Source organism: Thioclava nitratireducens, from assembly GCF_001940525.2.
Taxonomy (GTDB): domain Bacteria; phylum Pseudomonadota; class Alphaproteobacteria; order Rhodobacterales; family Rhodobacteraceae; genus Thioclava; species Thioclava nitratireducens.
In genome coordinates, this window is the sequence record NZ_CP019437.1 from 2,166,454 (window position 1) to 2,192,983 (window position 26,530).

The 26,530-nt window shown below is 62.7% G+C and carries 24 protein-coding genes, 1 tRNA gene and 1 pseudogene; 9 read left to right on the forward strand and 17 right to left on the reverse strand.

Features of this window, described 5'->3' with window-relative positions; all coding sequences use genetic code 11:
* Positions 1-39: 39 nt before the first annotated feature.
* The 8 genes and pseudogenes from BMG03_RS21320 to BMG03_RS10430 form a co-directional block, all read right to left on the reverse strand.
* A pseudogene (locus BMG03_RS21320) lies at positions 40-225 on the reverse strand (hypothetical protein); the annotation flags it as partial.
* Entirely contained in the window at positions 222-692 is a 471-nt protein-coding gene (locus BMG03_RS10400; protein ID WP_075776486.1) for a chemotaxis protein CheW, read from the reverse strand. The pseudogene BMG03_RS21320 and the gene BMG03_RS10400, both read right to left, overlap by 4 nt.
* A 3-nt stretch (positions 693-695) precedes the next feature.
* Entirely contained in the window at positions 696-2,933 is a 2,238-nt protein-coding gene (locus BMG03_RS10405) for a chemotaxis protein CheA (protein WP_075776485.1), read from the reverse strand.
* 10 nt (positions 2,934-2,943) lie between these two features.
* Positions 2,944-3,309: a response regulator gene (locus BMG03_RS10410; protein WP_075776484.1), complete on the reverse strand. Its 366-nt coding sequence runs from the start codon at positions 3,307-3,309 to the stop codon at positions 2,944-2,946.
* Positions 3,306-3,590: an STAS domain-containing protein gene (locus tag BMG03_RS10415; protein WP_075776483.1), complete on the reverse strand. Its 285-nt coding sequence runs from the start codon at positions 3,588-3,590 to the stop codon at positions 3,306-3,308. The genes BMG03_RS10410 and BMG03_RS10415 overlap by 4 nt, the downstream gene beginning before the upstream one ends.
* Positions 3,591-3,703: 113 nt before the next feature.
* Complete coding sequence (locus BMG03_RS10420; protein WP_075776482.1) at positions 3,704-4,660, reverse strand: glucokinase; 957 nt, start codon at positions 4,658-4,660, stop codon at positions 3,704-3,706.
* Positions 4,657-5,985, reverse strand: coding sequence for a GH1 family beta-glucosidase (locus BMG03_RS10425; RefSeq protein WP_075776481.1), 1,329 nt, complete (start codon positions 5,983-5,985; stop codon positions 4,657-4,659). Before BMG03_RS10425 ends, BMG03_RS10420 begins: the two co-directional genes overlap by 4 nt.
* A gap of 46 nt (positions 5,986-6,031) precedes the next feature.
* Entirely contained in the window at positions 6,032-7,063 is a 1,032-nt protein-coding gene (locus tag BMG03_RS10430; protein WP_075776480.1) for a LacI family DNA-binding transcriptional regulator, read from the reverse strand.
* Between the two features lie 268 nt (positions 7,064-7,331).
* On the opposite strand from BMG03_RS10430, the gene BMG03_RS10435 reads away from it, so the two are divergent.
* The 6 genes from BMG03_RS10435 to BMG03_RS10460 all read left to right on the forward strand — a co-directional run bounded on the left by BMG03_RS10435 (position 7,332) and on the right by BMG03_RS10460 (position 15,268).
* The gene (locus tag BMG03_RS10435) at positions 7,332-8,696 is read left to right on the forward strand and encodes an ABC transporter substrate-binding protein (RefSeq protein ID WP_075776479.1); all 1,365 of its coding nucleotides are present in this window, start codon (positions 7,332-7,334) and stop codon (positions 8,694-8,696) included.
* 73 nt (positions 8,697-8,769) lie between these two features.
* Positions 8,770-9,747, forward strand: coding sequence for a carbohydrate ABC transporter permease (locus BMG03_RS10440; protein ID WP_075776478.1), 978 nt, complete (start codon positions 8,770-8,772; stop codon positions 9,745-9,747).
* Positions 9,747-10,904, forward strand: coding sequence for a carbohydrate ABC transporter permease (locus BMG03_RS10445; RefSeq protein ID WP_075776477.1), 1,158 nt, complete (start codon positions 9,747-9,749; stop codon positions 10,902-10,904). The genes BMG03_RS10440 and BMG03_RS10445 overlap by 1 nt, the downstream gene beginning before the upstream one ends.
* On the forward strand, positions 10,904-12,544 hold the full coding sequence (locus BMG03_RS10450) for an alpha-glucosidase (protein WP_075776476.1): 1,641 nt from the start codon (positions 10,904-10,906) through the stop codon (positions 12,542-12,544). The genes BMG03_RS10445 and BMG03_RS10450 overlap by 1 nt, the downstream gene beginning before the upstream one ends.
* A gap of 10 nt (positions 12,545-12,554) precedes the next feature.
* Complete coding sequence (locus tag BMG03_RS10455) at positions 12,555-13,640, forward strand: ABC transporter ATP-binding protein (protein WP_075776475.1); 1,086 nt, start codon at positions 12,555-12,557, stop codon at positions 13,638-13,640.
* A gap of 71 nt (positions 13,641-13,711) precedes the next feature.
* A complete protein-coding gene (locus BMG03_RS10460) occupies positions 13,712-15,268 on the forward strand; it encodes a trimethylamine methyltransferase family protein (RefSeq protein ID WP_075776474.1) in 1,557 nt (518 codons plus the stop codon).
* A gap of 4 nt (positions 15,269-15,272) precedes the next feature.
* Here the strand turns inward: BMG03_RS10460 and BMG03_RS10465 are convergent, their stop codons facing one another.
* The 6 genes from BMG03_RS10465 to BMG03_RS20725 form a co-directional block, all read right to left on the reverse strand.
* Positions 15,273-15,548 (reverse strand): putative quinol monooxygenase, encoded by a 276-nt coding sequence (locus BMG03_RS10465; RefSeq protein WP_075776473.1) that lies wholly within the window; start codon positions 15,546-15,548, stop codon positions 15,273-15,275.
* 52 nt (positions 15,549-15,600) lie between these two features.
* On the reverse strand, positions 15,601-17,163 hold the full coding sequence (gene guaA / locus BMG03_RS10470; protein ID WP_075776472.1) for a glutamine-hydrolyzing GMP synthase: 1,563 nt from the start codon (positions 17,161-17,163) through the stop codon (positions 15,601-15,603).
* Positions 17,164-17,256: 93 nt separating this feature from the next.
* Positions 17,257-18,579 (reverse strand): HlyC/CorC family transporter, encoded by a 1,323-nt coding sequence (locus tag BMG03_RS10475; protein WP_075776471.1) that lies wholly within the window; start codon positions 18,577-18,579, stop codon positions 17,257-17,259.
* 33 nt (positions 18,580-18,612) lie between these two features.
* Positions 18,613-19,590 (reverse strand): site-specific tyrosine recombinase XerD, encoded by a 978-nt coding sequence (locus BMG03_RS10480; protein ID WP_075776470.1) that lies wholly within the window; start codon positions 19,588-19,590, stop codon positions 18,613-18,615.
* On the reverse strand, positions 19,587-21,191 hold the full coding sequence (locus BMG03_RS10485) for a hypothetical protein (protein ID WP_077701216.1): 1,605 nt from the start codon (positions 21,189-21,191) through the stop codon (positions 19,587-19,589). Before BMG03_RS10485 ends, BMG03_RS10480 begins: the two co-directional genes overlap by 4 nt.
* Positions 21,181-21,405, reverse strand: a complete 225-nt coding sequence (locus BMG03_RS20725) for a hypothetical protein (RefSeq protein ID WP_075776469.1) — start codon at positions 21,403-21,405, stop codon at positions 21,181-21,183. The genes BMG03_RS10485 and BMG03_RS20725 overlap by 11 nt, the downstream gene beginning before the upstream one ends.
* Before the next feature lie 232 nt (positions 21,406-21,637).
* Between BMG03_RS20725 and BMG03_RS21020 the strand changes: the two genes are divergently transcribed.
* From BMG03_RS21020 to BMG03_RS10500, 3 genes are all read left to right on the forward strand, one after another.
* Positions 21,638-22,210 (forward strand): shikimate kinase, encoded by a 573-nt coding sequence (locus BMG03_RS21020; RefSeq protein ID WP_276206163.1) that lies wholly within the window; start codon positions 21,638-21,640, stop codon positions 22,208-22,210.
* Positions 22,203-23,309 carry a 3-dehydroquinate synthase gene (aroB, locus tag BMG03_RS10495; protein WP_075776467.1) on the forward strand — a complete coding sequence of 369 codons (1,107 nt, stop codon included), beginning with the start codon at positions 22,203-22,205 and terminating at the stop codon, positions 23,307-23,309. The genes BMG03_RS21020 and aroB overlap by 8 nt, the downstream gene beginning before the upstream one ends.
* 51 nt (positions 23,310-23,360) lie before the next feature.
* Positions 23,361-23,437 (forward strand) — tRNA-Arg (locus BMG03_RS10500).
* 354 nt (positions 23,438-23,791) lie between these two features.
* On the opposite strand, the gene BMG03_RS10505 is transcribed toward BMG03_RS10500, so the two are convergent.
* From BMG03_RS10505 to BMG03_RS10515, 3 genes are all read right to left on the reverse strand, one after another.
* Positions 23,792-24,079, reverse strand: a complete 288-nt coding sequence (locus BMG03_RS10505) for a pyocin activator PrtN family protein (protein WP_075776466.1) — start codon at positions 24,077-24,079, stop codon at positions 23,792-23,794.
* 336 nt (positions 24,080-24,415) lie between these two features.
* Positions 24,416-24,895 (reverse strand): ankyrin repeat domain-containing protein, encoded by a 480-nt coding sequence (locus tag BMG03_RS21325; RefSeq protein ID WP_425275168.1) that lies wholly within the window; start codon positions 24,893-24,895, stop codon positions 24,416-24,418.
* A complete protein-coding gene (locus tag BMG03_RS10515) occupies positions 24,859-26,424 on the reverse strand; it encodes an ankyrin repeat domain-containing protein (RefSeq protein WP_075776464.1) in 1,566 nt (521 codons plus the stop codon). Before BMG03_RS10515 ends, BMG03_RS21325 begins: the two co-directional genes overlap by 37 nt.
* Positions 26,425-26,530 lie beyond the last annotated feature (106 nt).

Consider the following 26,530-nt stretch of genomic DNA (forward strand, 5'->3'; position numbering starts at 1 on the left):
GCGACGGCATTCGTCGCGCCCCCCCTCGGAGCTCACGAGCGCAATATAATCCTTGTAGGTTGCGAGCCCCAAGGCCCTGAGCCGTTTAGCAAGACGGCTTTGGACCATCGAGGTTTTGCCGGGCGCGAGCACAATGCCCGTCGTGTCGGAAAGGAGCTGTGCGATCGCTCTAAATTCCGCCTCTGTCGGCGCGACTTGCCCCAATGTGGACTGCGGAGCGTTCATGCGGCCTCGATCGCCTCTTGCGGGAGTACGGACGTGAGGTCGAGGATCCGGATCATTCGGCCTTCGACGATCGTGAGCGCCGAAATGTAGCGTTGCGAGATGTCGGCGTTGAGATCGGGCGGAGGTTGCATCTCCGACCGGGGGAGGGCGAGGATGTCGGAGACCGCGTCGACGAGGAGGCCTGCAGTTTGCCCGCCGACCTGAACGACGATTATCACGTTGCGAGCATCGCCTGCGACCGGTTCCATTCCCAGGCGAACGGAAAGATCTACAACGGGCAGAACCGTGCCACGCAAGTTGATCACGCCGCGTACGAAGGTGGGCGCGTGGGGCAGTGGGGTGGCGCGGGTCCAACCGCGGATCTCGCGGACCGACATGATGTCGACGCTGTATTCCTCTTCGCCCAGACGGAAGGAGAGGAGCTCGACTTCGGCGGCTTCAGATTTGGACGAAATGTCTTCGGTCATGGCTTATCCTGCGAGTGAGAGATCGATGGCGCGGGTGTTGCCCGAGGCGGTTTGCACGAGATCGGCAGGGTCGAGAATGAGCGCGATCTGACCATCGCCGAGGATTGTCGCCGCAGCGACGCCCGGAATGTGGCCGTAGGACTGCTGTAGGCCTTTGATCACCACCTGCCGTTGCTCGAGTATTGAATCGACGACAAGTGCGGATCGGGCGCCGTCTTCCTGCGCTGTGAGCAGGACGACATCTCCGCTATAGGAGTTCTTCGGGTCTCGGTATCCGAGTTCCGCGCCGAGATCGAAAAGGGGCACGAAGGCACCGCGCAGGTGGATCACATTGGTCGATGGCCCGAGTGCGCGGATGTCTTCACTCGTTAGCGTGGCCGTTTCAAGGATCGACGAGAGAGGCACGACGAGGGTTTCTCCGGCGACGTTGACGACCATGCCGTCGAGCACGGCGAGTGTCAGCGGCAGGGAAATCGAAAAGCAGCTGCCTTTGCCGGGGGCGGAGGTGATCGAGATTCGACCGCCGAGGGATTGAATCGAGCTTTTGACGACGTCCATGCCGACGCCCCGACCTGAAAGCGCCGAAACCTGATCGGCGGTGGAGAAGCCGGGCAGGAAGAGCAGGTTGTCGATTTCGCTGTCCGAGAGTTGGGCATCGGCGGCGATCAGGCCTTTTTCGACGGCTTTGCGGAAGACTTTCTTGCGGTTGATGCCGCCGCCGTCATCGCTGACTTCTATGACGACCCGGCCGGAGCGATGGTGGGCCGAGAGGGTGACGATGCCTTCGCGTGGTTTGCCTGCGGCCACGCGCGTGTCCGAGGCTTCGAGACCATGATCGACGGCGTTGCGGATCATGTGGGTGAGTGGATCGGCGAGGCGTTCGATGACGGTCTTGTCGACCTCGGTGGTCTCCCCTTCGGTCTTGAGGCGGACATCCTTTCCGATTGCCGAGGAGGCCTCGCGAACGATCCTGGCCATTCGCTGGAACAGCGGTTTGACCGGCTGGGCGCGGATCATCATTACGCTGTCCTGGATGTCGCGAGTGAGCATCATGAAAGCTTCGAGCCCAGTATTTACGGCTGAATTGGGCGGAAGCCCGGCTTCGGCGACGGATTGGGCGAGCATCGCTTGGTTGATCACCAATTCGCCGACAAGGTTCACCAGACGATCGATACGCTCGATGTCGACGCGCACTGTGGCACCGTGTTCGGCGGCCGGCGCGGGGGTGGCGGCGGCTGCGGGCTGCGCAGCGGTTGGCTTCGCAGTCTCAGCTTGATGCCCGGTGGGGGACGGATCGGCCTTGCGCGAGGGGGGTGCGGGCTCGGCCTCGGCTCCCTCTTCCGCTCGGGGAGGGGCGGCGTTTTCCGAACTCTGCGCCTCCGATTCAAGATCTTGGCCGTCGTCTTCCTCTTCGTGGGCGTATTCGCGCAGTTCGCTATCGATGTCGGGGAGCCCCGCGGGGGGCACTTCGGGTGTTTCTAGTGTCGGGGAGATATCGAGCTGACAGACATCTTCGACGAATTCGAAGACCTCGCGAATTTCGTCTTCTCCGATATCCCCGGTGATCTGTACCGACCAGCCGAGATGGTTCTCCTCGGCGTCGAGCGCGTCGAGCGACGGGACCGCAGTCGTGTCGGTCACGACGGAGATATCTGCAATATCGGAAAGGGCTCGCAGGAGTTGGAGCGGTTCGTTGCCAGAGGCGTAGAGAGCGGTATCCGGGCGGAACTCCAGGTTGAAGCCTGACGGAGGTGCTTCCACCGGCGCGAAATCGAAGTCGAGATCGAGCGCAAGACCCATCGGTTGGAAATCTGAAACCTCATCGTCTTCCGCTTCCGCCACGCGCTCTGCCCCGCTCTCGCCCAAAAGCGCTTCGAGAGACTGCAGGCAGGCCGCGGCGGTTGCGGGTTCAGGTGAGCCTTCGCGGGCGGCATGGATCTCGTCGGTGAGCAAATCGGCCGCCTGAAAGAATAGTTTCACCGCTTCGGGCGTGAGGGCGAGCCTGCCTGAGCGCAGTTCGTCCAGCACGGTTTCGAAGCGATGGGCGAAAGCGACCAGCGCATCGAGGCCGAAGGCGCCGGCGCCGCCCTTGATCGAATGGACCGCCCGAAAGACGACGTTGATCGTTTCGCCATCGTCGGCCCCTTCGTCGAGGTCGGAGAGCGCGTCTTGCAGGCTTTCGAGCAGCTCTTCGCATTCGATGAAGAAGGACGTTTTGATTTCTGCCATCGGGTCGGACATGTCGCGCTCCTTATCCGGCAACCATGTTGAGCGCCTTGACCAGCTTGGTCGGGTCGAAAGGCTTCACGATCCAGCCGGTCGCCCCGGCGGCGCGGGCGCGGGCTTTCAGCTCTGCCGCGGATTCGGTGGTGAGGACGAGGATCGGGGTGGCGCGGTGGCGTTCCTGGCCGCGCACAGCCTCGATGAAGCCGAACCCGTCGAGGCGCGGCATGTTGATGTCGGAGATGATCGCGTCAGGCTCCAGCCCGTCGAGAACCTCCAGCCCGTGCACGCCGTCTTCGGCGAGATAAAGCTCCATCCCGGCGTGTTCGAGGGTGAGTTTGAGCATGTCGCGAATGGTGCGGCTGTCGTCGACCGCGAGGACTTTCAGGGTCATACGGCCTCCGCATCCGGCTGATGTTGCAGATCGGCGCGCGAGAGGCCGAACCGGGCGAGCGCGCTGTCGAATGCCTCGGAGCTGGATGTGATCTCGAGGCGATGGCCCGCGCCTCGTGCGGTTTTCGCCGCGGACACCAGCAGCTGTAGCCCAAGCGCCCCGAGATGGGTCACGTTGGAGGCATCTAGCGCGACGTCCTGCGTCGCCACGCATGTCAGCGACTCATGCAGCGAGCGCACGGTCGCAAGATCGATCCGGTCGGGCAGGGTAAGCGCAGTCATGGCGCCACCGGAAAGTCACGAAGGCAGGGCGTACGCATCGGCAACCTCTTTCAAACACATCCGTGCAAGAGGTCTAAGTCCAAGCCGTTAAAATAGGCTTGACGGAAACGCGCCTATCGCGACATCCGCGAAGAAAGATAGGAGGCGCAGCCCTGCAGCGCTGCGTAATCGTCTTCGATCACATAGACCGGGAAGGCGCGCAGGAACTCCGAGAAGCGGCCCTTGGCCTGCATCGCTTCGGCGAAGCCGAATTCCTCGAGCCACGGCACGACGCCGCGCGCCGCCCCACCGATCAGGTAGATGCCGCCGAAGGGCAGGTGGGTCAGCGCCAGATCACCCACGACACGGCCCAGCATCTGAACGAACAATTGCCCCGCCGCGACGGCTTTCTCCTCGCCACGGGTGATCGCTTCGAGGATTTCCTGCCCGGACGTGGTCGCGTCTTCCTCTCCCCGGAGATAGGCGTAGAGACGTTCCAGACCGCGGCCCGACACGACATGCTCGACGCTGGCGAAATCATGTTTCGCATCGAGATAGGTCTTGAGCGCGAAATCGGCCTCGGTCTCGATCGGCAAGGTGGTGTGTCCGGCCTCGGAAGGGGGGACGACGCGGCCGCCGGGGCCCTCGTGCACGGGAGCCGCGTTGAAGCCGGTGCCTATGCCGACCACCAGCCGCGCGGAGCCTTCCTTCGCGGGCAGCCCGGGCAGGATCGGACGCACGGCATCCTCGGCGAGACTTCCCAGCGCATGACCCTGCGCCTGCAGATCGTTGAGCACGAAGACCTGATCCGTCCCGGTCAGGCGCGCGATATTGTCGGCACGGATTATCCAGGCGAGATTGGTCATCTCGGCTACGTCGTCGCGCACCGGGCCGGCGGCGGCCACGCAGGCACCCGCAATGGGACCGCAATCCTCGTCGCGGATATATTCAGCGAGAATCTCCTCCAGCGCACCGCGGCCCAGATTGGGATAACGACGGATCGTTGAATGGATCAGCTTGCCGTCGCGGGCCATCGCGACCCGGGTATTGGTGCCGCCGATATCGGCCAGCAGGGTGATTTGATCGCTCATCCGCGGCTCCCCAATGCGTCTTTCCACGCCAGATAGGACGCTTTCGGGGTGCGCTGCAAGCTGTCGAAGTCCACGTGGACGAGCCCGAAGCGTTTCTCGTAGCCCAAGGCCCATTCGTAATTGTCCATCAGTGACCAGCCGATATAGCCCTTCACGGGGGTGCCCTCGGCGATCGCGCGCTGCACGGCGGCGAGGTGCTCGCTGTAATAGGCGATGCGATGCGGGTCCTCGACCTTGCCATCCTCGACCACGTCGGGCGCGGCCATGCCGTTCTCGGTCACGTAGAGCGGCAGGTCACCGGTATACTCGCGCGAGAGACGGGTCAGGAACTGATAGAGCCCCTCGGGATAGATCTCCCAGCCCATCGCGGTTTTCGGCAGCGGGCCGTCGACCTCGTGATGCGCGGGCCACGGGCCTTCGGTGGGCGCGATCCGCTTGCAGGTGTAGTAATTGAGCCCCAGCCAGTCGAGCTTCTCGCCGATCAGAGCGAAATCGTCTTCCCAGTTATGCGGCATGTGCGGCGCGAAGGCTTCCATCACCTGCTCGGGGTAACGGCCCTTGAAGATGCCCTCAACGAAGAACCGGTTGTAATAGGCGTCATAGAGATCTGCAGCGGCGGCGGCCTCGGGGCTGTCATCGGCGGGGATCGGGTATTCCAGATTGCATACCGCGCCGAGGTTCTTCATCCCGTGCGCGCGCATCACACGCGTCGACTTGCCATGGGCGAGCAGAACGTGATGCATCGCATGCGCCGTCGCGCGAATGTCGCGCAAGCCCGGCGCGTGATGGCCGAGGAAGTGGCTCAGCCAACTGACGCACCAAGGCTCGTTGATCGGGGCGGCGGACCAGATCCGGTCGCCCAGACGATCCGCGATGACCTGCGTGAAGTCGGCGAACCAGGAGGCGATATCGCGGTTGCGCCAACCACCCTTGTCGGCGAGCGGCGCGGGCAGCTCCCAGTGATAGAGCGTGAGCGCCGGTTTCAGCCCGCGCTCCAGCATTCCGTCGACCAGCCGGTCGTAGAAATCCAGACCCTCGCGATTCACCGGGCCGCGCCCTTCGGGCATCACGCGCGCCCAGGAGGTCGAGAAGCGGTAGATGTCGAATCCTGCATTGGCGATCAGGTCGAGGTCTTCTTCCCAGCGGTGGTAGTGATCGCAGGCCACGGCGCCATTCTCGGCGCGCACGACATTGCCCGGTGTGGCGGCGAATGTGTCCCAGTGGGTCGGGCCTGCGCCACCGAAGGAATGGCCCTCGATCTGGTAGGAGGAGGTGGCAACGCCGAACTGGAAATCGGCAGGAAAATCAGAGCGTTTCGGAAGCATCTTCATCCTGTGTGTAAAATTGGTTTCAATTCGGGCGCGGCGCGCCTCATTGTGCGGGGACGGGTCCGGTGGACTGGCCGAGAACCAGAACCGCCTCCATCAGTTCGTGGCGCGGTCTGCGGTCGCCGCTCTCGATCTGCTCGATCAGCAGCGCCGCGCAGCGTCGTCCCGCCTCGCGCACCGACGAGCGCGTCGCAGTGAAGATCGGCTCTTCCGCCGTGCCGTTTCTCAGGTACCCCAGCTCGTCGTCATGGGTCACGATTGAGACATCGCGCCCCATCACCAGCCCGGCCTCTTCGATGCCGCGTCGCGCCCCCATCGCTGAGAGCAGCGAGGCGGTCAGGAAGGCGGTCGGCGGGTCGGGCCATTGCAACATCTCGCGCGCCGCATCATGGCCCTGTGCCTCGGTCATCTCGCCCTCGACGATCAGGTCGGGATCGACCGGAAGGCCGCGCGCCCGGAGCGCCGCCTCGTAGCCGCGTCGACGCCTGCAGGCGAAATCCATCTCTTTGATGCCGTTGATCAGCGCGATCCGCCGATGACCCAGATCGAGCAGGAAATTCGTGGCCCGCTCGAAGGCGCGCTTGTTGTTCACATCGACCCAGCTGAAGGCGGAATCCGATCCGCTGACCCGCCCGTGCAGTACGTAAGGCAGCCCGAGCGCGTCTAGCATCTCGATCCGGTGATCCCCGACTTTCGGGGCGTGGATCAGCACGCCGTCGACATTGCCTTTCGAGCGCAGTTCGGCATAGGCGCGGGCCTCGGAATCGTCGGGCACGATCGTCATGACCATGTCGTAGCCCCGCTGCGCATAGACTTCACCCGCGCCAGCGATGAAATCGGCGAAGACCGGGTTCACGATCTCGTGCCGATCCGAGATCGGGATGATGTGACCGATCGCCATCGTCCGTCCCGTCGCAAGCCGTTTCGCCTGCGTATTGGGGTGGTAGTTCGCGGCCTCGGCAGCTTCGCGCACGCGGCGGCGCGTGGCTTCCGAAACTTCCGGATAGCCATTGAGCGCGCGGCTCACCGTGGTGGGGGACAGCCCCAGTTCCTGTGCCAAGGTCTTGAGATTCATATCGGGTTCTAAAAGCCAAACCGCTTTGGATTGGAGGCGAGACTAGGCTTAGCCTCGCACGCCGTCAATGCTGCGCGCGCGGCGTTCCTCCCGCTGCGCCGCGGCGTGCAGCTGCGCGCAACCAACGACGATATAGAGTATATTTGAACACGACGAGAGCGCGTTTTGTTGACATCGCTGCGAGGCTCTGAAACGGTCGCAGACGTCCAAAGCGCTTTGGGTCGGGCGAGTCGCCAAGCCGAAAAGCGCGACACACCGGGAGGATTTCATGACCAAACATCTGATGCTTGGGATCGCGGCGCTGGCGCTGTCGGCCGGGCTCGCTAACGCGCAGGATCTCAAATTCGCGCCGGGCAGCGACGGCGACAAGTTCGACTGGCAAAGCTATGACCAATTCAAGAGCGACACCGATCTGAGCGGCGAGACGCTGACGATCACTGGCCCGTGGACCGGCAATGACAAGGCGCTCTTCGAGAGCGTTCTGGCTTATTTCGAAGCCGCGACCGGGGCCAAGGTGAACTACTCGGGGTCGGAGAGCTTCGAGCAGGATATCGTGATCGCCGCCAAGGCCGGCACGCCCCCGAATATCGCGGTGTTCCCGCAGCCGGGCCTCGCATCGGACATGGCCCGCCAGGGATACCTGACGCCGATGCCCGACGGGACGGGCGACTGGATCAAGAACAACTACGCCGCCGGAAAATCCTGGGAGGATCTGTCCACCTACAAGAACAAGGATGGCGAGGCGCAGACCTTCACCTTCCCGTTCAAGGCGGACCTGAAATCGCTCGTCTGGTACGTGCCGGAGAACTTCAAGGAAGCGGGCTACAAGGTGCCTGAGACCATGGAGGATCTGAAGTCGCTGACCGAGCAGATCAAGGCCGATGGCGGCACGCCGTGGTGTATCGGTCTGGGTTCGGGGGCGGCGACCGGCTGGCCCGCGACCGACTGGGTCGAGGATATCATGCTGCGCACGCAGTCGCCCGAGACCTATGACGATTGGGTCACCAACAAGCTGAAGTTCAACGATCCCAAGGTCGTCGAGGCGATCAAGGATTACGGTTGGTTCGCCAAGACCCCCGGCTTCGCCGAAGGCGGCGAGCAGGCGGTGGCCACCACCGACTTCCGCGACAGCCCGAAGGGTCTCTTCGACTTCCCGCCGAAATGCTACATGCACAAGCAGGCGAGCTTCATCCCGACCTTCTTCCCCGAAGGGACCAAAGTCGGTCAGGACGTGAACTTCTTCTACTTCCCGGCCTATGCAGACAAGGATCTGGGTAAACCGGTTCTCGGCGCGGGCACGATGTTCGGCATCACCAAGGACTCCAAGGCTGCCGAGGCCTTCATCAAGTTCCTCGAGACGCCGATCGCCTCGGAAATCTGGATGGCACAATCGGGCTTCCTGACGCCGAACAAGAACGTCAATCCGGCGGCCTTCGCCAATGACGTGCAGCGTCACATGAACTCGATCCTGCTGGACGCCACGACCTTCCGCTTCGACGGGTCGGACCAGATGCCGGGCGAGATCGGTACCGATGCGTTCTGGAAGGCGATGGTCGCCTACACGACCGGTGACGAGACCGCGCAAGAGGCCGCCGACGCGGTCCAGAAGCGCTGGGACAGCATCCAGAAGTAACCAACGCCTGCGCCCCCGGAGCGTTTTTCCGGGGGCGTTTGCATCTTCACACGCCGGTTCGGGGAGGGACCTGATGTCACCGATCTTGCAGGGGCTGATAACGATCGCGCTCGGGGTGGGCGGTTGTGTGGCCTATTTCTACGCCGCCAACATCGTCCTCGACCGAGTCATCTTCCCGCCGAAAGGCGCCGATCCGGGGCGCAACATCAACCGCGCGAACATGGTCCGCCCCTGGCTGTTCCTGTTCCCGGCGATCTTCGCGCTCGGTCTGTATCTCGCCTATCCGGTGGTGGGCTCGTTCTGGCGCTCGCTGTTCAACCGCGATGGCGGGACCTTCATCGGCCTTGGCAATTACGAGCGGCTCGCGATGGATGCGAGCTTCCGTCAGGCCGTGTTCAACAACTTCCTCTGGGTGCTTGTCGTGCCTGCGCTCGCGACCTTCCTCGGTCTGCTGGCCGCGCAGCTCACCGACCGCATCAAGTGGGGTAACATCGCGAAATCGCTGATCTTCATGCCGATGGCGATCTCTTTCGTGGGTGCTTCGCTGATCTGGAAATTCGTCTATGCGGTGAACCCCGATATCGGGATGATCAACGCGATCCGCGTGGCCTTCCACATGCAGCCGCTCGACCCGTTGCAGGTGCCGTTCTGGAACAACTTCTTCCTGATGGTGATCCTGATCTGGATCCAGACCGGCTTCGCGATGGTGATCCTGTCGGCCGCGCTGCGCGGGATCCCCGAGGAGACGATCGAAGCCGCGGTGCTCGACGGGGCGAACCCGTTCCAGCTGTTCTTCAAGATCAAGGTGCCTCAGATCATGCCGACGATCGTCGTGGTCTGGACCACGATCACGATCCTCGTGCTCAAGGTCTTCGACATCGTCTACGCAACGACGGGCGGGAATTTCGGCACCCAGATCCTGCCCAGCTACATGATGCAATACATGTTCCGCGACGACGGGCGCGCGACGGCTGTGGCCTTCGTCATCATGATCATCGTGCTGCCGGTGATGATCTGGAACATCATTCAAGCCCGTAGGGAGACGCGCTGATGGCCGCTATCGCAGGACAGAAATCGCGCCTGACATGGGCGGTGCAACTCTCGGTCGTCTTCATGGTGGTGCTTTGGCTCGTGCCGACGGTGGGGCTCCTGGTCAGCTCCTTCCGCACAACGGACCAAATCAGTCAGTCGGGCTGGTGGGACGCGGCATTCTCGGTCGAGAAAGCCTTCCGCGACCGCATCCCGGCCGACGGTGAGAAACAGGTCGACGGGCTCTACGTACTCGAGGGCGATCTGCTCAATAACGGGCAGAACGCGAATGACCTGAAACCGGGCACGACGATCACCGCCTTCGGCACCTCGGGCATCAAGCCGGGCGCCTACAAGGCGGGCGAGACGGTCGATACCGGCGATGGCGGCACGCTGAGCGTCGCCAAGGACGGCACCTACAAGGCCACGTCGAAGACGAGCTTCGAGGGCTCGGGCCCGCGGGTCTATTTCGTGGCCGAGATGCCGCCCGCCTTCACGCTGGCCAATTATCGCAACGTGCTGTTCTCCGACGGCATGGGGCAGGCCTTCATGAACACGCTGACGGTGACGATCCCGGCGACGATCATCCCGATCCTCGTCGCGGCTTTCGCGGCCTATGCGCTGGCCTGGATGGAGTTCCCGGGCCGCGGCCTGTTGATCGCGGCCGTTGTGGGCCTTCTGGTCGTGCCGCTGCAGCTCGCGTTGGTGCCGCTTCTGCGGCTCCATCAGGAGATCGGCATCGGGCAAAGCTTCCTCGGGATATGGCTGGCCCATACCGGCTTCGGCTTGCCGCTCGCGATCTACCTGCTCAGGAACTACATGGTGGGTCTGCCGCGTGACATCATCGAGAGCGCGAAGGTCGACGGGGCGACAGATTTCCAGATCTTCATGAAAATCGTGCTGCCTTTGTCATTCCCGGCGCTCGCTTCTTTTGCAATCTTCCAGTTCCTCTGGGTCTGGAACGACCTACTTGTCGCGAAAGTCTTCCTTCCGGCCAATGACGCGTCGAAGGTGATGACCGTGAAGATCGCCGACGACCTTCTGGGGTCGCGCGGCGGCGATTGGGGTATTCTGGCGTCCGCCGCCTTCATCTCGATCGCCGTGCCGCTCCTGGTGTTCTTCGCAATGCAGAAATATCTCGTCCGCGGTCTGCTGGCGGGTTCGGTTAAAGGTGGTTGATGAAAACCCTTACAAAGAAAGAAGACTGGTGGCGCGGAGCAGTGATCTACCAGATCTATCCGCGCAGCTTTCAAGACAGCAATGGCGACGGCATCGGCGATCTTCTCGGGATCGTCAGACGCCTGCCGCATGTCGCGAGCCTCGGGGCGGACGCGGTCTGGATTTCGCCTTTCTTCACCTCTCCGATGAAGGATTTCGGCTATGACGTCAGCGATTACACCGATGTCGATCCGATGTTCGGCAGCCTTGCCGATTTCGACCAGGTGATCGCGACGGCCCATGCGCTGGGTCTGAAGGTGATGATCGATCTGGTGCTGAGCCATACCTCCGATCAGCACCCGTGGTTTCAGGAAAGCCGGTCGAGCCGGGATAACCCCAAGGCCGACTGGTATGTCTGGGCCGATCCCAAGCCCGATGGCACGCCGCCCAATAACTGGCTGTCGATTTTCGGCGGGCCGGGCTGGCATTGGGACAGCCGGCGCGAGCAGTATTACATGCACAACTTCCTCGTGGAGCAGCCCGATCTGAACTTCCACAATCCGGAAGTGACGCAGGAATTGCTCAACGTGGCGCAGTTCTGGCTGGAGCGCGGCGTCGATGGCTTCCGCCTCGACACGATCAATTTCTACATGCATGACGACGAGCTGCGCGATAACCCGCCGCTGCCGCCGGAAGAGCGTAACGATCAGACCGCGCCCAAGGTGAACCCCTATAATCACCAGCGCCACATCTACGACAAGAACAACCCCGAGAACCTGCGCTTCCTGCGCAAGCTCCGGACGCTGATGAACAATTACAACGCCGCAGCCGTCGGCGAAGTGGGCGACAGCCAGCGCGGGCTGGAGATCCTTGGCGAATACACCTCCGGCGCGGACAAGATGCAGATGTCCTACGCGTTCGAGCTTCTGTCGGGGCACGAGCCGCTCAAGGCGGAGTTCATCAAATCCGTGTTCGACAAGGTCGATGCGGTCGCCAAGGACGGCTGGGTCTGCTGGGCCTACTCGAACCACGACGTTGAGCGCCATATTTCTCGCTGGAACCTGACGCCCGCCTCGGCACGGCTCTATACGACGCTGATGATGTGCCTGCGCGGATCGCTCTGTCTCTATCAGGGCGAGGAGCTCGGGCTGCACGAAGCGGAACTGTCCTTCGAAGATCTGCAAGACCCCTACGGCAAGGAGTTCTGGCCCGAGTTCAAAGGCCGCGACGGCTGCCGGACCCCGATGGTCTGGGAGCGCGACGCCGCCTATGCGGGCTTCTCGCAGGCGCGCCCGTGGCTTCCGGTGCCGACCACGCACCAGAATATCGCGACCGATGTGGCCGAGCACGACCCGGCCTCGCTCCTGCACCATTACCGCCGCGCGATCGCGTTCCGTCGCAATCACGACGTGCTTCGGACCGGCGCGATGGAGGATATGTATTGCTCCGGCGACCTGCTGGTCTTCACGCGCAGGAACGAGGAGGAGACGATCCTGTGCTATTTCAACCTGTCCGATCATCCGGTGAACGCCACCGTTCCGCCGGGCAACTGGGTGACGGTCGGGGGCGAGCTGGGCTCGATCCGCCCGATGCCCGATCACACTTTGCATCTCGGCCCGTGGCAGCCGAGCATTCTGCGCCTCGACGAACACGGGGCTTGAGGGGGAGACAATGGCCGAACTCAAACTGGAAAACGTCGCGAAAAGCTATGGCGAGGTGTCGGTCCTCAAGGACATCAACCTCGACATCAAGGCCGGAGAGCTGATCGTCTTCGTGGGCCCCTCGGGCTGCGGGAAATCGACACTTCTGCGGATGATCGCGGGGCTGGAGAAGATCACGGGCGGGACGCTCGAGATCGACGGGGTACGGATGAACGACGTGCCGCCCTCGAACCGCGGCATCGCGATGGTCTTCCAGTCCTACGCGCTCTATCCGCACATGACGGTGCGCGACAACATGGCCTTCGCCCTGAAGATCGCGAAACAGTCGAAGGAAGAGATCAACGCCGCCGTCGAGAAGGCCGCGAAGATGCTGCAACTGACCGATTATCTCGACCGTTTGCCGAAGGCGCTCTCGGGTGGTCAGCGGCAGCGCGTAGCCATCGGGCGCGCCATCGTGCGCGACCCGAAGGTGTATCTCTTCGACGAGCCGCTCTCGAACCTCGATGCGGCGCTGCGCGTCGCGACCCGGATCGAGATCGCCCAGCTGAAAGAGGCGATGCCCGATCGCACGATGATCTACGTCACCCACGATCAGGTCGAGGCGATGACGCTCGCGACGCGGATCGTGGTTCTGGCCAACAAGGGGATCGCGCAGGTCGGCACGCCGCTGGAGCTATACGAGAAGCCGCAAAACGAGTTCGTCGCACAATTCATCGGCTCGCCTGCGATGAACCTGCTGTCGGGCGAGATCACCGAGACGGGTGAGATGACCACCGTGAAACTCGATGGTGGCGGCATCGCGCGATCCACCATCGCGACCCGTCCGGAAGACCTGTCGCGCCGGGTCAATATCGGCGTGCGCCCCGAGGATTTCGAGCCCGTCGAGGGCGAGGGGATCTACACCGGAAAGGTCGATATCGTCGAAGCTCTGGGCGAGGTGACGCTGCTTTACTTCGAGGCGGAGGGCGGTCATGAGCCGATCATCGCGAAACTGCCCGGCATCCATCACGACCGTCGCCACAGCGAGATTAAGCTCGGCGCGGATCCGTCCAAGGTACACCTCTTCGCGGACGGTCAGTCGCTTCTCTACCGCTGACGGACGCAAACAGGCCATCGCGTATCCCTCTGCCCGTTAGTTTGAGGTGAGATAAACGGGCGGAGGCAATCATGGCCGATTCGGATTTGGGTGAACGTGTAGGGCGTCGCGCGCGCGGTGGTGGCGGGGCAGCCCGTCGGGCCGAGCGCACGGCCGTGAAGGTGGAGTTCTCGCGCTTCATCACGCGCAATATTCCCGACATGGAAATCCTGAACGAGGAAGCCCTCGAGATCATCGAGCATAATGCGGAAACCGTGCTCGAAGAGATCGGCGTGAACTTCGTCGAGAACCCCGAAGCCCTCGAGCGTTGGCGCGAAGCCGGCGCCTCGATCGAAGGCGAACGCGTGCGCATCCCGCGCGGTCTGGCCCGCAAGCTCTGCGCGACCGCGCCGTCGCAATTCACCCAGCACGCCCGCAACCCCGAGCGCAATGTCGAGATCGGCGGCCGGAACCTCGTGCTGGCCCCGGTCTATGGCCCTCCCTTCGTGCGCGACGCGCAAGGCGGTCGCCGCTACGCGACGATCGCGGATTTCCGGAACTTCGTGAAGCTCGGATACATGTCGAAATGGCTCCACCATTCCGGCGGCACCGTCTGTGAGCCGACCGATGTGGCGGTGAACAAACGTCACCTCGACATGCTCCACGCCCATATGACGCTGTCGGACAAGCCCTATATGGGCTCTGTTACCGAACCTTCGCGCGCCGAGGATAGCGTCGAGATGTCGAAGATCCTCTTCGGCGAGGAGTTCGTCGACAACAACCCCGTGATGACCTCGCTCATCAACATCAACTCGCCGTTGACCTTCGACAACACGATGATGGGCGCGCTGGAAATCTACGCCCGCAACAATCAGGCCTGCATCATCTCGCCCTTCATCGTGGGCGGCGCGATGGCGCCGGTCTCGGTCGCGGGCACGCTGACGCAGGTGCTGGCCGAGGTGCTGGCGGGCGTGGCCTATTCCCAGCTGATCCGTCCCGGTGCGCCGGTGATCTTCGGCGCGTTCGTGACCTCGATCGACATGAACTCGGGCGCACCCACGTTCGGCACGCCGGAAGCCTCGCTGATCACGCTTGGTGCGGGTCAACTCGCACGCCGTCTCAACCTTCCTTACCGCTCGGCTGGCGGCTTCACCGGCTCGAAACTGCCCGATGCGCAGGCCGCGTACGAGAGCGCCAACACGCTCAATAATGGCCTCTATGCGGGCGTGAACTTCATGCTCCATGCCTGCGGCTGGCTCGAAGGCGGGTTGGTGTCGTCCTATGAGAAATTCGTGATGGATGCCGATCAACTGGGCGTCCTCCATCGTCTGGCGCAGGGCGTCGACGCCTCGGAAAACGGGCAGGCGATGGACGCGATCCGCGAGGTTGGCCCGGGCGGTCACTATCTCGGCTGCGCCCATACGCAGGCCAATTTCAAGGACGCGTTCTGGCGCACGCAGCTGCTCGATTACCGTCCCTTCGAGACCTGGGAAGAGCAGGGCGCACCCGACACGATGGCGCTCGCGACGAAGCGGGTCGAGAAGATGCTCAGCGAGTATCAGCAGCCCGCCATGGATCCGAGCATCGCCGAGGCGTTGGCGGCTTATGTCGCACGAAAGAAGGCAGAAGTGCCCGACGCTTTCCTGTAACGGCTCAGTCTTCCTCGATCTGATAATCCCGCGCGATCCCCTGGGTCGCGCGGCCCCATTCCGAAGCCTGCACCCGCGCCTGATGCGCCTCGAACGCGGCCCGGTCGGTGAAGCGTTCCGAGACCGTGAAGACCAGCGGATCGGCTCCTTGCCTGACTTCGAACATCTCGCATCCCGGCTCGGCATGGGTGAGCGCGATGTGCTCGGGCAGATGGGCACGAACGATCCCGACCTCGGCAGCATCGGCGCAGATCAGGCGCCCGGTTAGTTTGACGACCATCTTTGTCTCCCCAAAAGAAAAGGCCCGCGCCTTTCGGACGCGGGCCTGAAATTCACTCCCACTCGATCGTGCCGGGGGGCTTCGAGGTGATGTCGTAGGTCACCCGGTTGATGCCTTTCACCTCGTTGATGATCCGCGTCGCGGTCTCTCCGAGGAATTCGTGGCTGAACGGGTAGTAATCCGCGGTCATGCCATCAACGCTCGTCACCGCGCGTAGGGCGCAGGCGTAATCATAGGTCCGCCCGTCGCCCATCACGCCGACGGTGCGCACCGGCAGGATCGCGACGAAAGCCTGCCAGATCTCGTCATAGAGACCGTGCTTGCGGATCTGGTCGATATAGACCGCGTCGGCCTTGCGCAGGATTTCCAGCTTGTCGCGGGTGATCTCGCCGGGGCAGCGGATCGCGAGGCCGGGGCCGGGGAAGGGGTGGCGGCCGATGAAGGAGGCCGGCAGACCCAGCTCGTGACCGAGCGCGCGGACCTCGTCCTTGAACAGCTCGCGCAGCGGCTCGACCAGTTTCAGGCCCATCTTCTCGGGCAGACCGCCGACGTTGTGGTGCGACTTGATCGTGACGGAAGGACCGCCCGAGAAGCTCACCGATTCAATGACATCGGGATAGAGCGTGCCCTGCGCGAGGAATTCCGCGTTCTCGATCTCGCCCGCGTATTTCTGGAACACGTCGATGAAGAGGCGCCCGATCGTCTTGCGCTTCACTTCAGGGTCGGTGACGCCTTCCAACTCGCCTAGGAACAGCTCGCTCTCGTCGGCATGGATCAGCTTGATATTGTAATGGTCGCGGAACATCGTGACCACTTCTTCGGCCTCGTTATGCCGCAGCAGCCCGTGATCCACGAAGACGCAGGTCAGCTGATCGCCGATCGCTTCGTGAAGCAGGATCGCGGTGACCGAGCTGTCGACGCCGCCGGACAGGCCGCAGATCACATGGCTGTCGCCGACCTGCTCGCGGATCTGCTTGATCGCCTCGTCGCGATAGGCATCCATCGTCCAGTCGCCGGTGAAGCCCGCGTCGCGCACGAAGTTCTCATACAGCGTCTTGCCGTTCGGCGTGTGATGCACCTCCGGGTGGAACTGCACCGCGTAGAAGCGACGGCTCAGATCGGCGGTGATCGCGTAAGGTGCGCCCGGCGAGGTGCCATAGACCTCGAAGCCAGGCGCGATGCGGCTGACATGGTCGCCATGGCTCATCCAGACCTGCTCGCGGCCCGCGCCATCCATGAACCAGCCGGTGAGCAGATCGATCCGCGTCTCGGTCGGCGTCACATAGGCGCGCCCGAATTCGGCGGAGCCGTGCTTGGCCTCCACCAGACCGCCCAGATCCTGCATCATCACCTGCTGGCCGTAGCAGATGCCGAGGATCGGCACCCCAAGCTCATAGGCCGATTTCGGCGGCCGCGGAGAGCCCTCTCGCGTGACCGAATCCGGCCCGCCCGAGAAGATGATCGCTTTCGGGGCGAACTCTTTCAGGAAGGCGTCGGTGACGTTCTGATAGGGATGGATTTCGCAATAAACATTCAGCTCGCGAAGCCGCCGCGCAATCAGCTGCGTGACTTGAGAACCGAAGTCGATGATGAGGAGGCGCTGATGGTCTGTCATGCCGATGGCATTAGGACGCGTTTTCGCGCTTGGCAAGAGGGCAGCTTGCGCAACGGTTGTTTATCGCGCGTGTTGCTTCTTCGACATCGCCGCTCAGCTCTCCGGATAGCCTCCCGGGATCAGTGGCCGGATCTTCAGCCGGGTGATCCGGTTGTCCTTGCGGCCCGCGACCTCGAAGCGGAAGCCGTGGAAGGAAAAGACCTGACCCTCGGTCGGGATGGTCTGCGCCTCGTGGATCACCAGACCGGCGACGGTGTTGGCCTCGTCATCGGGCAGCGTCCAGTCGGTCTCGCGGTTCAGGTCGCGGATCGTCATCGCGCCGTCGACGATGTAATCGCCGTTCTCGGTGGGTTTCAGGCGTTTCTCGGACTTGGGATCGAACTCGTCGGTGATCTCGCCGACGATTTCCTCGAGGATGTCCTCCAGCGTCAGCAGACCGCGCAGATCGCCATATTCGTCCACCACGAGCGCGAAATGGGTGCGACGTTTCAGGAACTCCTGCATCTGTTCGTCGAGGGGCGTCGTCTCGGGGACGAAATAAGGCTTCATCATCACTTTGGAGATGTCGAGATCGGCCACGCTCTCCAGCGTCCCGTCGCCCCCGCGCACGACTTTCTCGACCGCGCGCAGCAGGTCTTTCGAGTGGATCACGCCCACCACGTTCTCGCGCTCGCCGCGATAGAGCGGCAGCCGGGTATGAGGTGAGGACAGCACCGCCGTGAGGATCGCATCGGGGTCTTCCTCGATGTCGATCATCTCGATCTGGCTCCGGTGGAGCATGATCTCTTCGACCGTGCGATTGCCAAGGTCGAGCGCGCCCAGCAAGCGGTCGCGATCTTCCTTGTCCACCGTGCCCTCGGATTGCCCCAGCGCCAGCGCGCCCGCGATTTCCTCGTGGATCGAGAACATATGGGTGTTCTTGTCGGTCCGCATCCCGAAGGCATAGAGGATGCCGCGCACGATCATCCGCACGATGGCGACGATCGGGGCGAGGACGAGGGTCACGACGCGGATCGGGCCCGCGACTTTCGAGGCGACTTTCTCCGGCAGGGTGATTGCGTAGGTCTTGGGCAGGACTTCCGAGAAGACCAGCACCAGCACCGTCATCACCAGCGTCGCAAGCGCCACGCCCGATTGCCCGAAGACCCGCGTAAGCAGCGCGGTTGCCAGCGAAGCCGAGAGGATGTTGACCACGTTGTTGCCCAGCAGGATCGCGCCGATCAGACGCTCGCTATCCTCGGTGACCTCCAGCGCGGTTTGCGCGCCACTTTCGCCCTTGTCGGCCTGCGCGCGCAGCTTCGCGCGGCTGGCCGCGGTCAGTGCGGTTTCCGAGCCCGAGAAGAAGGCCGAGAGCGCCAGCAGCAGAATGATCGAACCGGCGGTGAGCCAGAAGGCAAAATCGAGAGTGTTTTCCATGATGTCAGGTTATGGGGCGCGGGCAGGACGCATTCAAGCGGTGCCGTCACTTTTGCCGCGCGGTTTCGCCAGCGGGTGATGGGTCAGCACCAGCTCCTTGAGCCGTTCGTCCAGCACATGGGTGTAGATCTCCGTGGTCGACAGGTCCGCGTGCCCCAGAAGCATCTGAATCGCCCGCAGATCGGCACCGCCTTGCAGAAGATGGGTGGCGAAGGCGTGGCGCAAGACGTGGGGCGTGACCTTGGCGGGGCTCACCCCGGCCTTGACCGCGATATCCTTCAAGAGCTTGTGAAAGCCCTGTCGCGTGAGGTGACCTTCCTTGCCGCCCGACGGGAAAAGGTAGCGCGAGGGCGGCGCGCGGTGTTCGATGCGCGCCTGTTCCTCGGCCTCGTCGCGCGCGGTCAGCCAGTCGGCGAGCGCCTCGCGAGCGGGGGGCGAGAGCGGCACCATCCTCTCCTTGTCGCCCTTGCCGCGCACGAGTAGCATCCGGGGGTCGCCGCGCGCGGAGGAAACGGGCAGGGAGACCAGCTCGGACACCCGCATCCCGGTCGCGTAGAGCAGTTCCATCAGGCAGCGATTGCGGATCTGGTCCTTTTGCGAGCGGCCCTGATCGCGGGCAGCCTCCAGCAGAGCCTCCACCTCCTCGAGGCTCAGCGTCTTGGGCAGGCGCTGCGCGCGCCCGGGGCCGGAGATGCGGATCGCCGGATTGTCCGCGCGCCAGCCTTCCTCATAGGCGAAGCGGTAAAGCTGCCGGATCGCGGAGAGTCTGCGCGCGCGGGTCGATTTCGCCAGACCCTCTGCCTCGCAGCGGATCAGGTAGGTCTCGATATCGGCGCGAGTGAGGCTGGCGTAGCTAAGCCCCTTTGCCTGAAGAAACCCCGCGAAGTCATTGAGATCACGCCCGTAACTCAGGATCGTGTTGCGTGCTGCGCCCGCTTCGGCGGCCTGAGCATCGAGGAAGATCGGCAGCCATTGCGGATCGGGCGGCGCGTCTGAACCGGGGCCGGTCACGGGGTGTCTCCGAGTACAATCATCTCGATCGCGGCGCGCCGGGCGACGGTTTCCAGCCCGGCGAGCCGTAGTAGGCTCAGACCCTCCCGAAGCCGCGGGTAATCGCCTTTCGATCCCTCGCTTACATCGCCGATCGCTTCGATCAGGGCGAGGCCCAGCTGGTCGGGCAGCAAGCTCTCGTAGCGAGCAGGCGGCGCAGCGGGGGACGCATCAAAGACGGATTTAAGCACCTGATCGCGGGCCCCGGTCGCTGGCGCGGTTCCGGTATCGCCCGCAGCGAGAGCCTTGAGCAGCTTGGCCCGCGGTGACTGCGGCGCCGATTTCAGGGCGTTCTCTTCGTAATTCGGGGTGAGCAGGCTCAGCTCATAGGCGATGCGCCCGGCGCGGCCCGGCAGGTCCATGCCCGCGAGCCGGTCGCCGAACAGGGTGCCCAGCACCGGGACCAGGTCTTCCGGGGCCATCGCATCATAGGCGGCGGGCAGGGCGGTCGCGATCGCATCGGCTTTGCCGCTCTCCAACGCATCATCCAGCGCGCTCACCGCCGACACGCGATCCCAGAGCGCGCCCGACGCGGCTGCCTTGCGCTCGGTATAGAGCCCCAGCAACTGGTTCGGGTCGAGCACACCCGCGCGGGCCAGTCGCTCGGCGGCCTCCAATTGCGACTTCCAGCCGTTATTCTCGGTCAGATCCGCCTGTGCGAAGGCCAGCGGCAGCGTCGCAGTAGGCAGCGGCTGACCGATCGCCTCCATCATCTTGAAAGCCAAGGGCGTGACGTGATCGGGCGGCGGCGCATCGCCGGCCTCCTCGGCCAGCGCCGGATCGAGGAATTGCTCCAGCAGCGACTGGTCCTCTGCCGGGATCTGCCCCAGCGCACTGCCGGTGCCATAGGTCAGCTCGGCCGTGTCCCATTGCCCGTTGCGCGCTAGGCAGAACACCCGCGCCGCGTAGGATGGTGCGATGCCGGGAGTGCGCTCGATGATCTTGCAGGCGCGGTTTTCCTGCCCGAGAAGCAGCGCTACGTCGAAGCTGCGGCGGAAAATCTCGGGGCTCGCCGTGCCTGCCTGTCCCAGAAGGGCATTCGCCTGTTCCAGCGCACCCATGTCCAATAGCCGGTCGATCCGGGCGAGGAAGAGCTGGTTGCGTTGCGCCGGCGTCTCGATCTGGGGCGGATTCAGTTCCGCCAGCAGAAGCGTCAGGCTCAAGCCCTGAAGCGCGGGCAGCTGATCGAGCGGCATTGCCCGCAGCGCCTGCGCCAGTTCCGGCTCGGGCGTCTTGCCCCAGAGATCGCGCGGCAATCCGGTGCGATCCGGGGTCAGAAGACCCAGGCTGTCGGCGGAGGGCGCATCGAGCGAGAGCACCGCGATATCCTCGATCCCGCCCGCGCCGGTGACCGGAGCTTGCGAAGAGGTCGAGCCGCCGCGCGGCGTGGTCGCCAGCGAATGTGAAAGCCAGTCGATTGCGGACATCGGGCTGCCGGTCGTCGCGGAGGCATCCACCGGCGTCGTCGATTGCGCGGCGGCCGGATCCGCCACGAGACCGCCAAGCGCGAAACCGCTCAGCCAGATCAGGCCGAGGATCGCCGGACGGCGATCAGTTGCCACTCGCAGTATCTCCGTCGGTCCCGGCATCGGTACCCGTCTTGGTGCTCGCATCGGAACTACCCGCGCCCGCCGCGGCACCCGTGCCGTCGGGCAGGGTGACCTCGATACGCTGTTCCTGACTGTCGGGGCTCATGTCGCCCAAGTAAGCAAAGCCGATCACGCCGATCGCGCCAAGCACCAGAAGGATGACGATAAGCTTGAAGATGCGCCCCATAATCTCTCTTTTCTGCCGTCTGTCGCGGCCCGTCCCAGATCGTGTCTCTCGGCGGGCGGGCCGTTCTTGGTTGCGGTTTCGCGTTGATCATATATGGCATTTCAGGGAAGTTCACGCCATTCAAGGGGTCCTGCGTCACGATTGTGCAAGGCTCCGCCGATGGCAAGCCTTGTCCGCCCCGCCGGGATTGACAGGGCAGGAATACCGCAGGCGACGCGAGGCAGGGGGCGCAGTGGAAGGCGAAACCGGGAAAGTGGGCCATCTGACGCGCTCCGTCGTGCTCGTGGGCATGATGGGGTCTGGAAAGACCGCCGTTGGTACCGCGCTGTCCAAGATGCTCGATTCGCCGTTTCTCGACAGCGACCACGAAATCGAACGCGCCGCCCAGATGACCGTGGCCGAAATTTTCGCCCGCGATGGCGAGCCGTTCTTCCGCGCCCGCGAATCGGAAGTGCTGGAGCGGCTGCTGATGGGGCCGCCCGGCGTCATCTCCACCGGAGGCGGGGCTTTCCTGTCGGAAAAGAACCGCGAGTTGATCAACCGGCTGGGCGTGTCGGTCTGGCTGAAGGCGGATCTGGATATCCTGTGGAATCGCGTGCGCCACAAGAACACGCGGCCCCTGCTGCGCACAGCCGACCCGAAACGGACGCTGAGCGACCTGCTCACGGCGCGCCTTCCGCATTACGAGAAGGCCCAAATCGTGGTGGAGGCCGAACCGGGCCTCTCCGTGCTGGGGATGGCGCGCAAGGTGGTGAGCCATCTGCGCGAGGTGGATGGATTGATCGAAGAGGTGAAAGATGCGTGAGATCGTGCCGGTCGAGCTGGGCGAGCGTTCCTACGAGGTGCGCATCGGCACCGGGCTCTTGGAAAACGCAGGCACCGAGATCGCACCCTTGCTGCGCCGTCCGCGCGTGGCCGTCGTCGCCGATCAGACGGTGGCCGATCTGCATCTCGCAACCCTGCGCCGCGGTCTTGGCGATATCGAGATGGTCTCGCTGACCTTGCCGCCGGGCGAGGGTACGAAGAGCTGGCCGCAATTCACCCGCACCGTCGAATGGCTGCTGGAGCAGAAGGTCGAGCGCAAGGATATCGTCATCGCTTTGGGCGGCGGCGTGATCGGCGACCTGGTGGGGTTTGCGGCCGCCGTGCTACGCCGGGGCGTGCGCTTCGTGCAGATCCCGACCTCGCTCCTCGCGCAGGTCGACAGCTCCGTGGGCGGCAAGACCGGGATCAACGCGCCGCAGGGCAAGAACCTGATCGGCGCCTTCCATCAGCCCTCGCTGGTGCTGGCCGATCTCGACGTGCTCGGCACGCTCGAGCCGCGTGACTTCCTCGCGGGCTATGGCGAGGTGGTGAAATACGGCCTTCTGGGCGATGCGGATTTCTTCGACTGGCTCGAGGCGAATGCGCCAGCTATGGCGCAAGGCGACATGGAAAAGCGCCTGCATGCTGTGAAACGCTCGGTCGAGATGAAGGCCGAGATCGTGGCGCGCGACGAGACGGAGGAGGGCGACCGCGCACTCCTCAACCTTGGCCACACGTTCTGCCACGCGCTGGAGGCCGCGACAGGCTATTCCGACCGCCTCCTGCATGGCGAGGGCGTGGCGATCGGCTGCGCGATGGCGTTCGAGCTCAGCCAGCGCCTCGGCCTGTGTTCGCAAGAGGCACCGAGCCGCGTGCGTGCGCATCTGCGCGACATGGGGATGAAGACCGATCTGGCCGATATCGAAGGCGATTTGCCGGGGCGCGACGCGCTGATCGACCTGATGGCGCAGGACAAGAAAGTGCTCGATGGCAAGCTGCGCTTCATTCTCGCGCGCGGCATCGGGGAGGCTTTCGTGACGTCGGATGTGCCGCGCGACGTGCTGGCAGGCGTGCTCGACGACGCGCTCGCCGCGCGGTAAGCCGATTTCCCAGTTGCGAGCCGCGCGCTCCTTCTTTATACGCCGCTTCAGGCACCCATAGCTCAGCTGGATAGAGCGCTGCCCTCCGAAGGCAGAGGCCGAAGGTTCGAATCCTTCTGGGTGCGCCATTTCCCCCAGTTTCCGGAATTTCAGCGCCTTGGGGGCGGCACAGGCGCTATCGAGACGGCCCCGAGACAGACCCGATGAGAGATGCGATGACGACAGATGACGCCCTGATCCGCGCAGCGAAGCTCTCGGTCGCGCCGATGATGGACTGGACGGATTGATCGCGGAGAGCCAATAAAACAAGGCGCATTTTAGGACCTGAGTGAGGCGCGTAGCACTTTTGTAGCACTTCGTTTCTCAAGATGTCTGTGAAAGGCCCGGTCATACGGAGATCGTCTCAGCATTTCCAAGACCACGCAAGCACGAAAAAAGGGACCGCAGTGCGGTCCCTTTCATTTGACTTCCTGATGTTCAGGTTACCAGTTCAGAAGCTTTTGCCTCTCGGCCTCTGCAGCGGCTCGTTGATGGGCCACGTAAACCGCGAAATCATGAGCGGTAATGACTTTCTTCGCTTTCTGTGAATCCCCGAGCGGAGTAATGATCAGATCGATTGTCCCTGTGTTGCACTTATAGAGCAACTTGGCTGGCGTCAGATTGAACCAACGATCTGCGAGTTCCTCGATCTCGATCAGAGGAGAGCCATCATACAAGCCCATCAGTTGCAGCTCGAGCCGCGGAACAAGGGGAGCGAATTTTTCGTTCATTTTTACCTCATGTGAACGCTTTCCGGTGGAGCCTTCCCGTCCGCAACGCGCTGCCTGAAATAGCTTACAGCTGGACGTTAGGCACCTCCGCCTGTGCCGACGAGATACCGCAGGTTCAGTGCACTTGGCGAATCGAGTCAAACCAGTTCCCGGAGGAGCATTGTGTCGCCGAATGTAAGTGTTCCAAGGTGAGCATTTTTCGCTTGAAGTGCCTTCTGGACCGGAAATCTCGTTGAGAGCGTTGGGGTGACGAAGTCCTTGGGAACAAACGGAAGAATGAGGAACGCAAGATTGCGACGCCGACTCTATGACTTGCCACGACGAACGACCCACGCCTCACTCGCGAGAACGGATGTCAGCACCATGATCGAGGAGAGTTTTCAGGAGCCACTCGTCTCCGATCTCGACAGCATAGAGGAAGGGCGTCATTTCGTGATGTTCAACGCGTTGGTTTGGATCAGCGCCAGCTTCCAGGAGCAGTGTCAAAATCTCTTTGGCCCCCGTGTGTTTATTGGGTGTGCGGCAGAAGCTCTTGGCAAGGCCATGCATCAATCCTGGATACTTTCCGAGGCTCTGGACAATCACATCTGCCTGCTCGGAAACGAATGGCGAGTTACTTGGCAACAACGGAGCAGGGATGCGGTCGATGTTGCGCGCAACTGCGTTCGGGTCGCGGAGGTTAGCGATAATTCGTTTGGCCGAGGAAAAGCCATCGACCGCGTTGTATAGTGGGCTCTGACCACGCCTTCCGGGAAGCTCGATATCCGCTCCCTTCACTATTAGGGCCTGCACCCAGTCCGGACGACATTTCGAGATCGCTTCGTGGAGCGGGCTGTGTCCTTTTTTGTGCGTGTATTGATGGTTTTTTTGGAAGTGACCGCGATCAGCTCATCGACACACGCATCGTCGCCCTCTTGAATGGCGCAAAGAAGGGCCGAACCATTACTGGCGTCCAGCATTTCTGGATCTGCTCCCGCAGCAAGAAGGGCGTTCACCTTGTCTGCTTGGCCCAGGCTGGCAAAGAGCGCGAGCTGCGGTGTTCGTGTTGGGCCAAATCCTTTGAAAAGCCGGTTCGGGTTCCGTAAGTCGGGTTTTCGGCTTCGCCAGTCATCCAAGTTAAGAGAATATTTTCCGACCGGGTTCGTATTTTGAGATGATTCAGCTTCGGGAAAGGGATCTGGAAATTCACGCATTAAGGAGAGGGCTGGGTCCGGGATCGATACCTGAAGTTCCAGTGCTTCAGCCCACCCCTTCCAGTGCGTTGCCGTCGTTTTCTTACCTCCCGCAGCTGCGACGATCAGCAAATGGTGAAGGCTTGTTTTCAACTGCACGGCGCTGCGGAACAGGAACCAATTCGCGGCACCCTCGAAAGCTTCGATTGCTTCATCGATCAGCCCCATCTGGACGAAGTAGCGCCCCCGCAACGCGCCCAACCCTGCAAGGCGCGGCTGGCCGGAGAGCGCCAAGTCAAGTTCACCCAGACATTCTTTAGCTTTCTTCGCATCACCTGGTTCTTTGCGACGATTTGGATCGGTGACATCGAGCAGGATGTTCGCTGCTTCATCCATACCTGGCGAAAGCTTACAACACGCAGCGTATTTCCCTGTTTGCAGTTCCTCTATCTCGTGGCGTATGCGAAATAGATTAATCGGTAGCGCTTGTTCAAGCGTGTGCTGGCTTGGGTCTACGATCGCGAGGTTACAGTAGTTTTCGTAAAGGTGAACGAGGAGCAGCGCGCGACCGAAGCGTTGATCCCAGTGCTCCATGAGCCGCAAGATCGTGTCCGTTCGCATCTGGTGCTTGGACGCGGTCCAACCGCGCAGAAGGCGGTCCCAGTGCTCGCCTTCACGACGGAGGCCGGTGATTTCGCTGAGTTCTCGCGCGAGAACGCTCGGGTTGTGGTCTTTCAGACGTGATTGCCAAAGCAGTGCTGTCGCCGTGGACGGTCGTCCGAGAATTTCGTCGGCAGAGACACCCATCCCTTGGAGTGTCGCATCGAAGAGAGCGAAGAAGAAACCAGCGGCGATCCGATCGAAAAGTTGGCGAATGGCGACCGCGGGGATCGCACCGCAATCGAGGTGCAAACAAAGCGCGATATAGCCTTCAAGTGCTGAACGAATGTCATTGTCCCACGTGGCGGTGTTGCCATTGGCAGCTCGAAAGCGCTTCAACTTGCCGTCGAGAATATCCATCGCGGCGTCGACTGAGAGCGGCTTCCCCGTGCGCATTCTCTGCAGGCGTTTCTTCAGTTCCGGATTTGCCTGATCGTCCACATGAGAGAGATTTCGAACCAGGAAGGCGACGATCTCCGACGGTTGAGGGATTGGCGTAAGATCATGGGTCATGCAAATTCTCCCGTCGAAATTGTCTCTGATTGAATTCTTGAACGGCGGATCTGTCCGCGAAAATTTTGAAAGGCGCGTCGATCGCCGGGGCTCCGAGAGAACACGA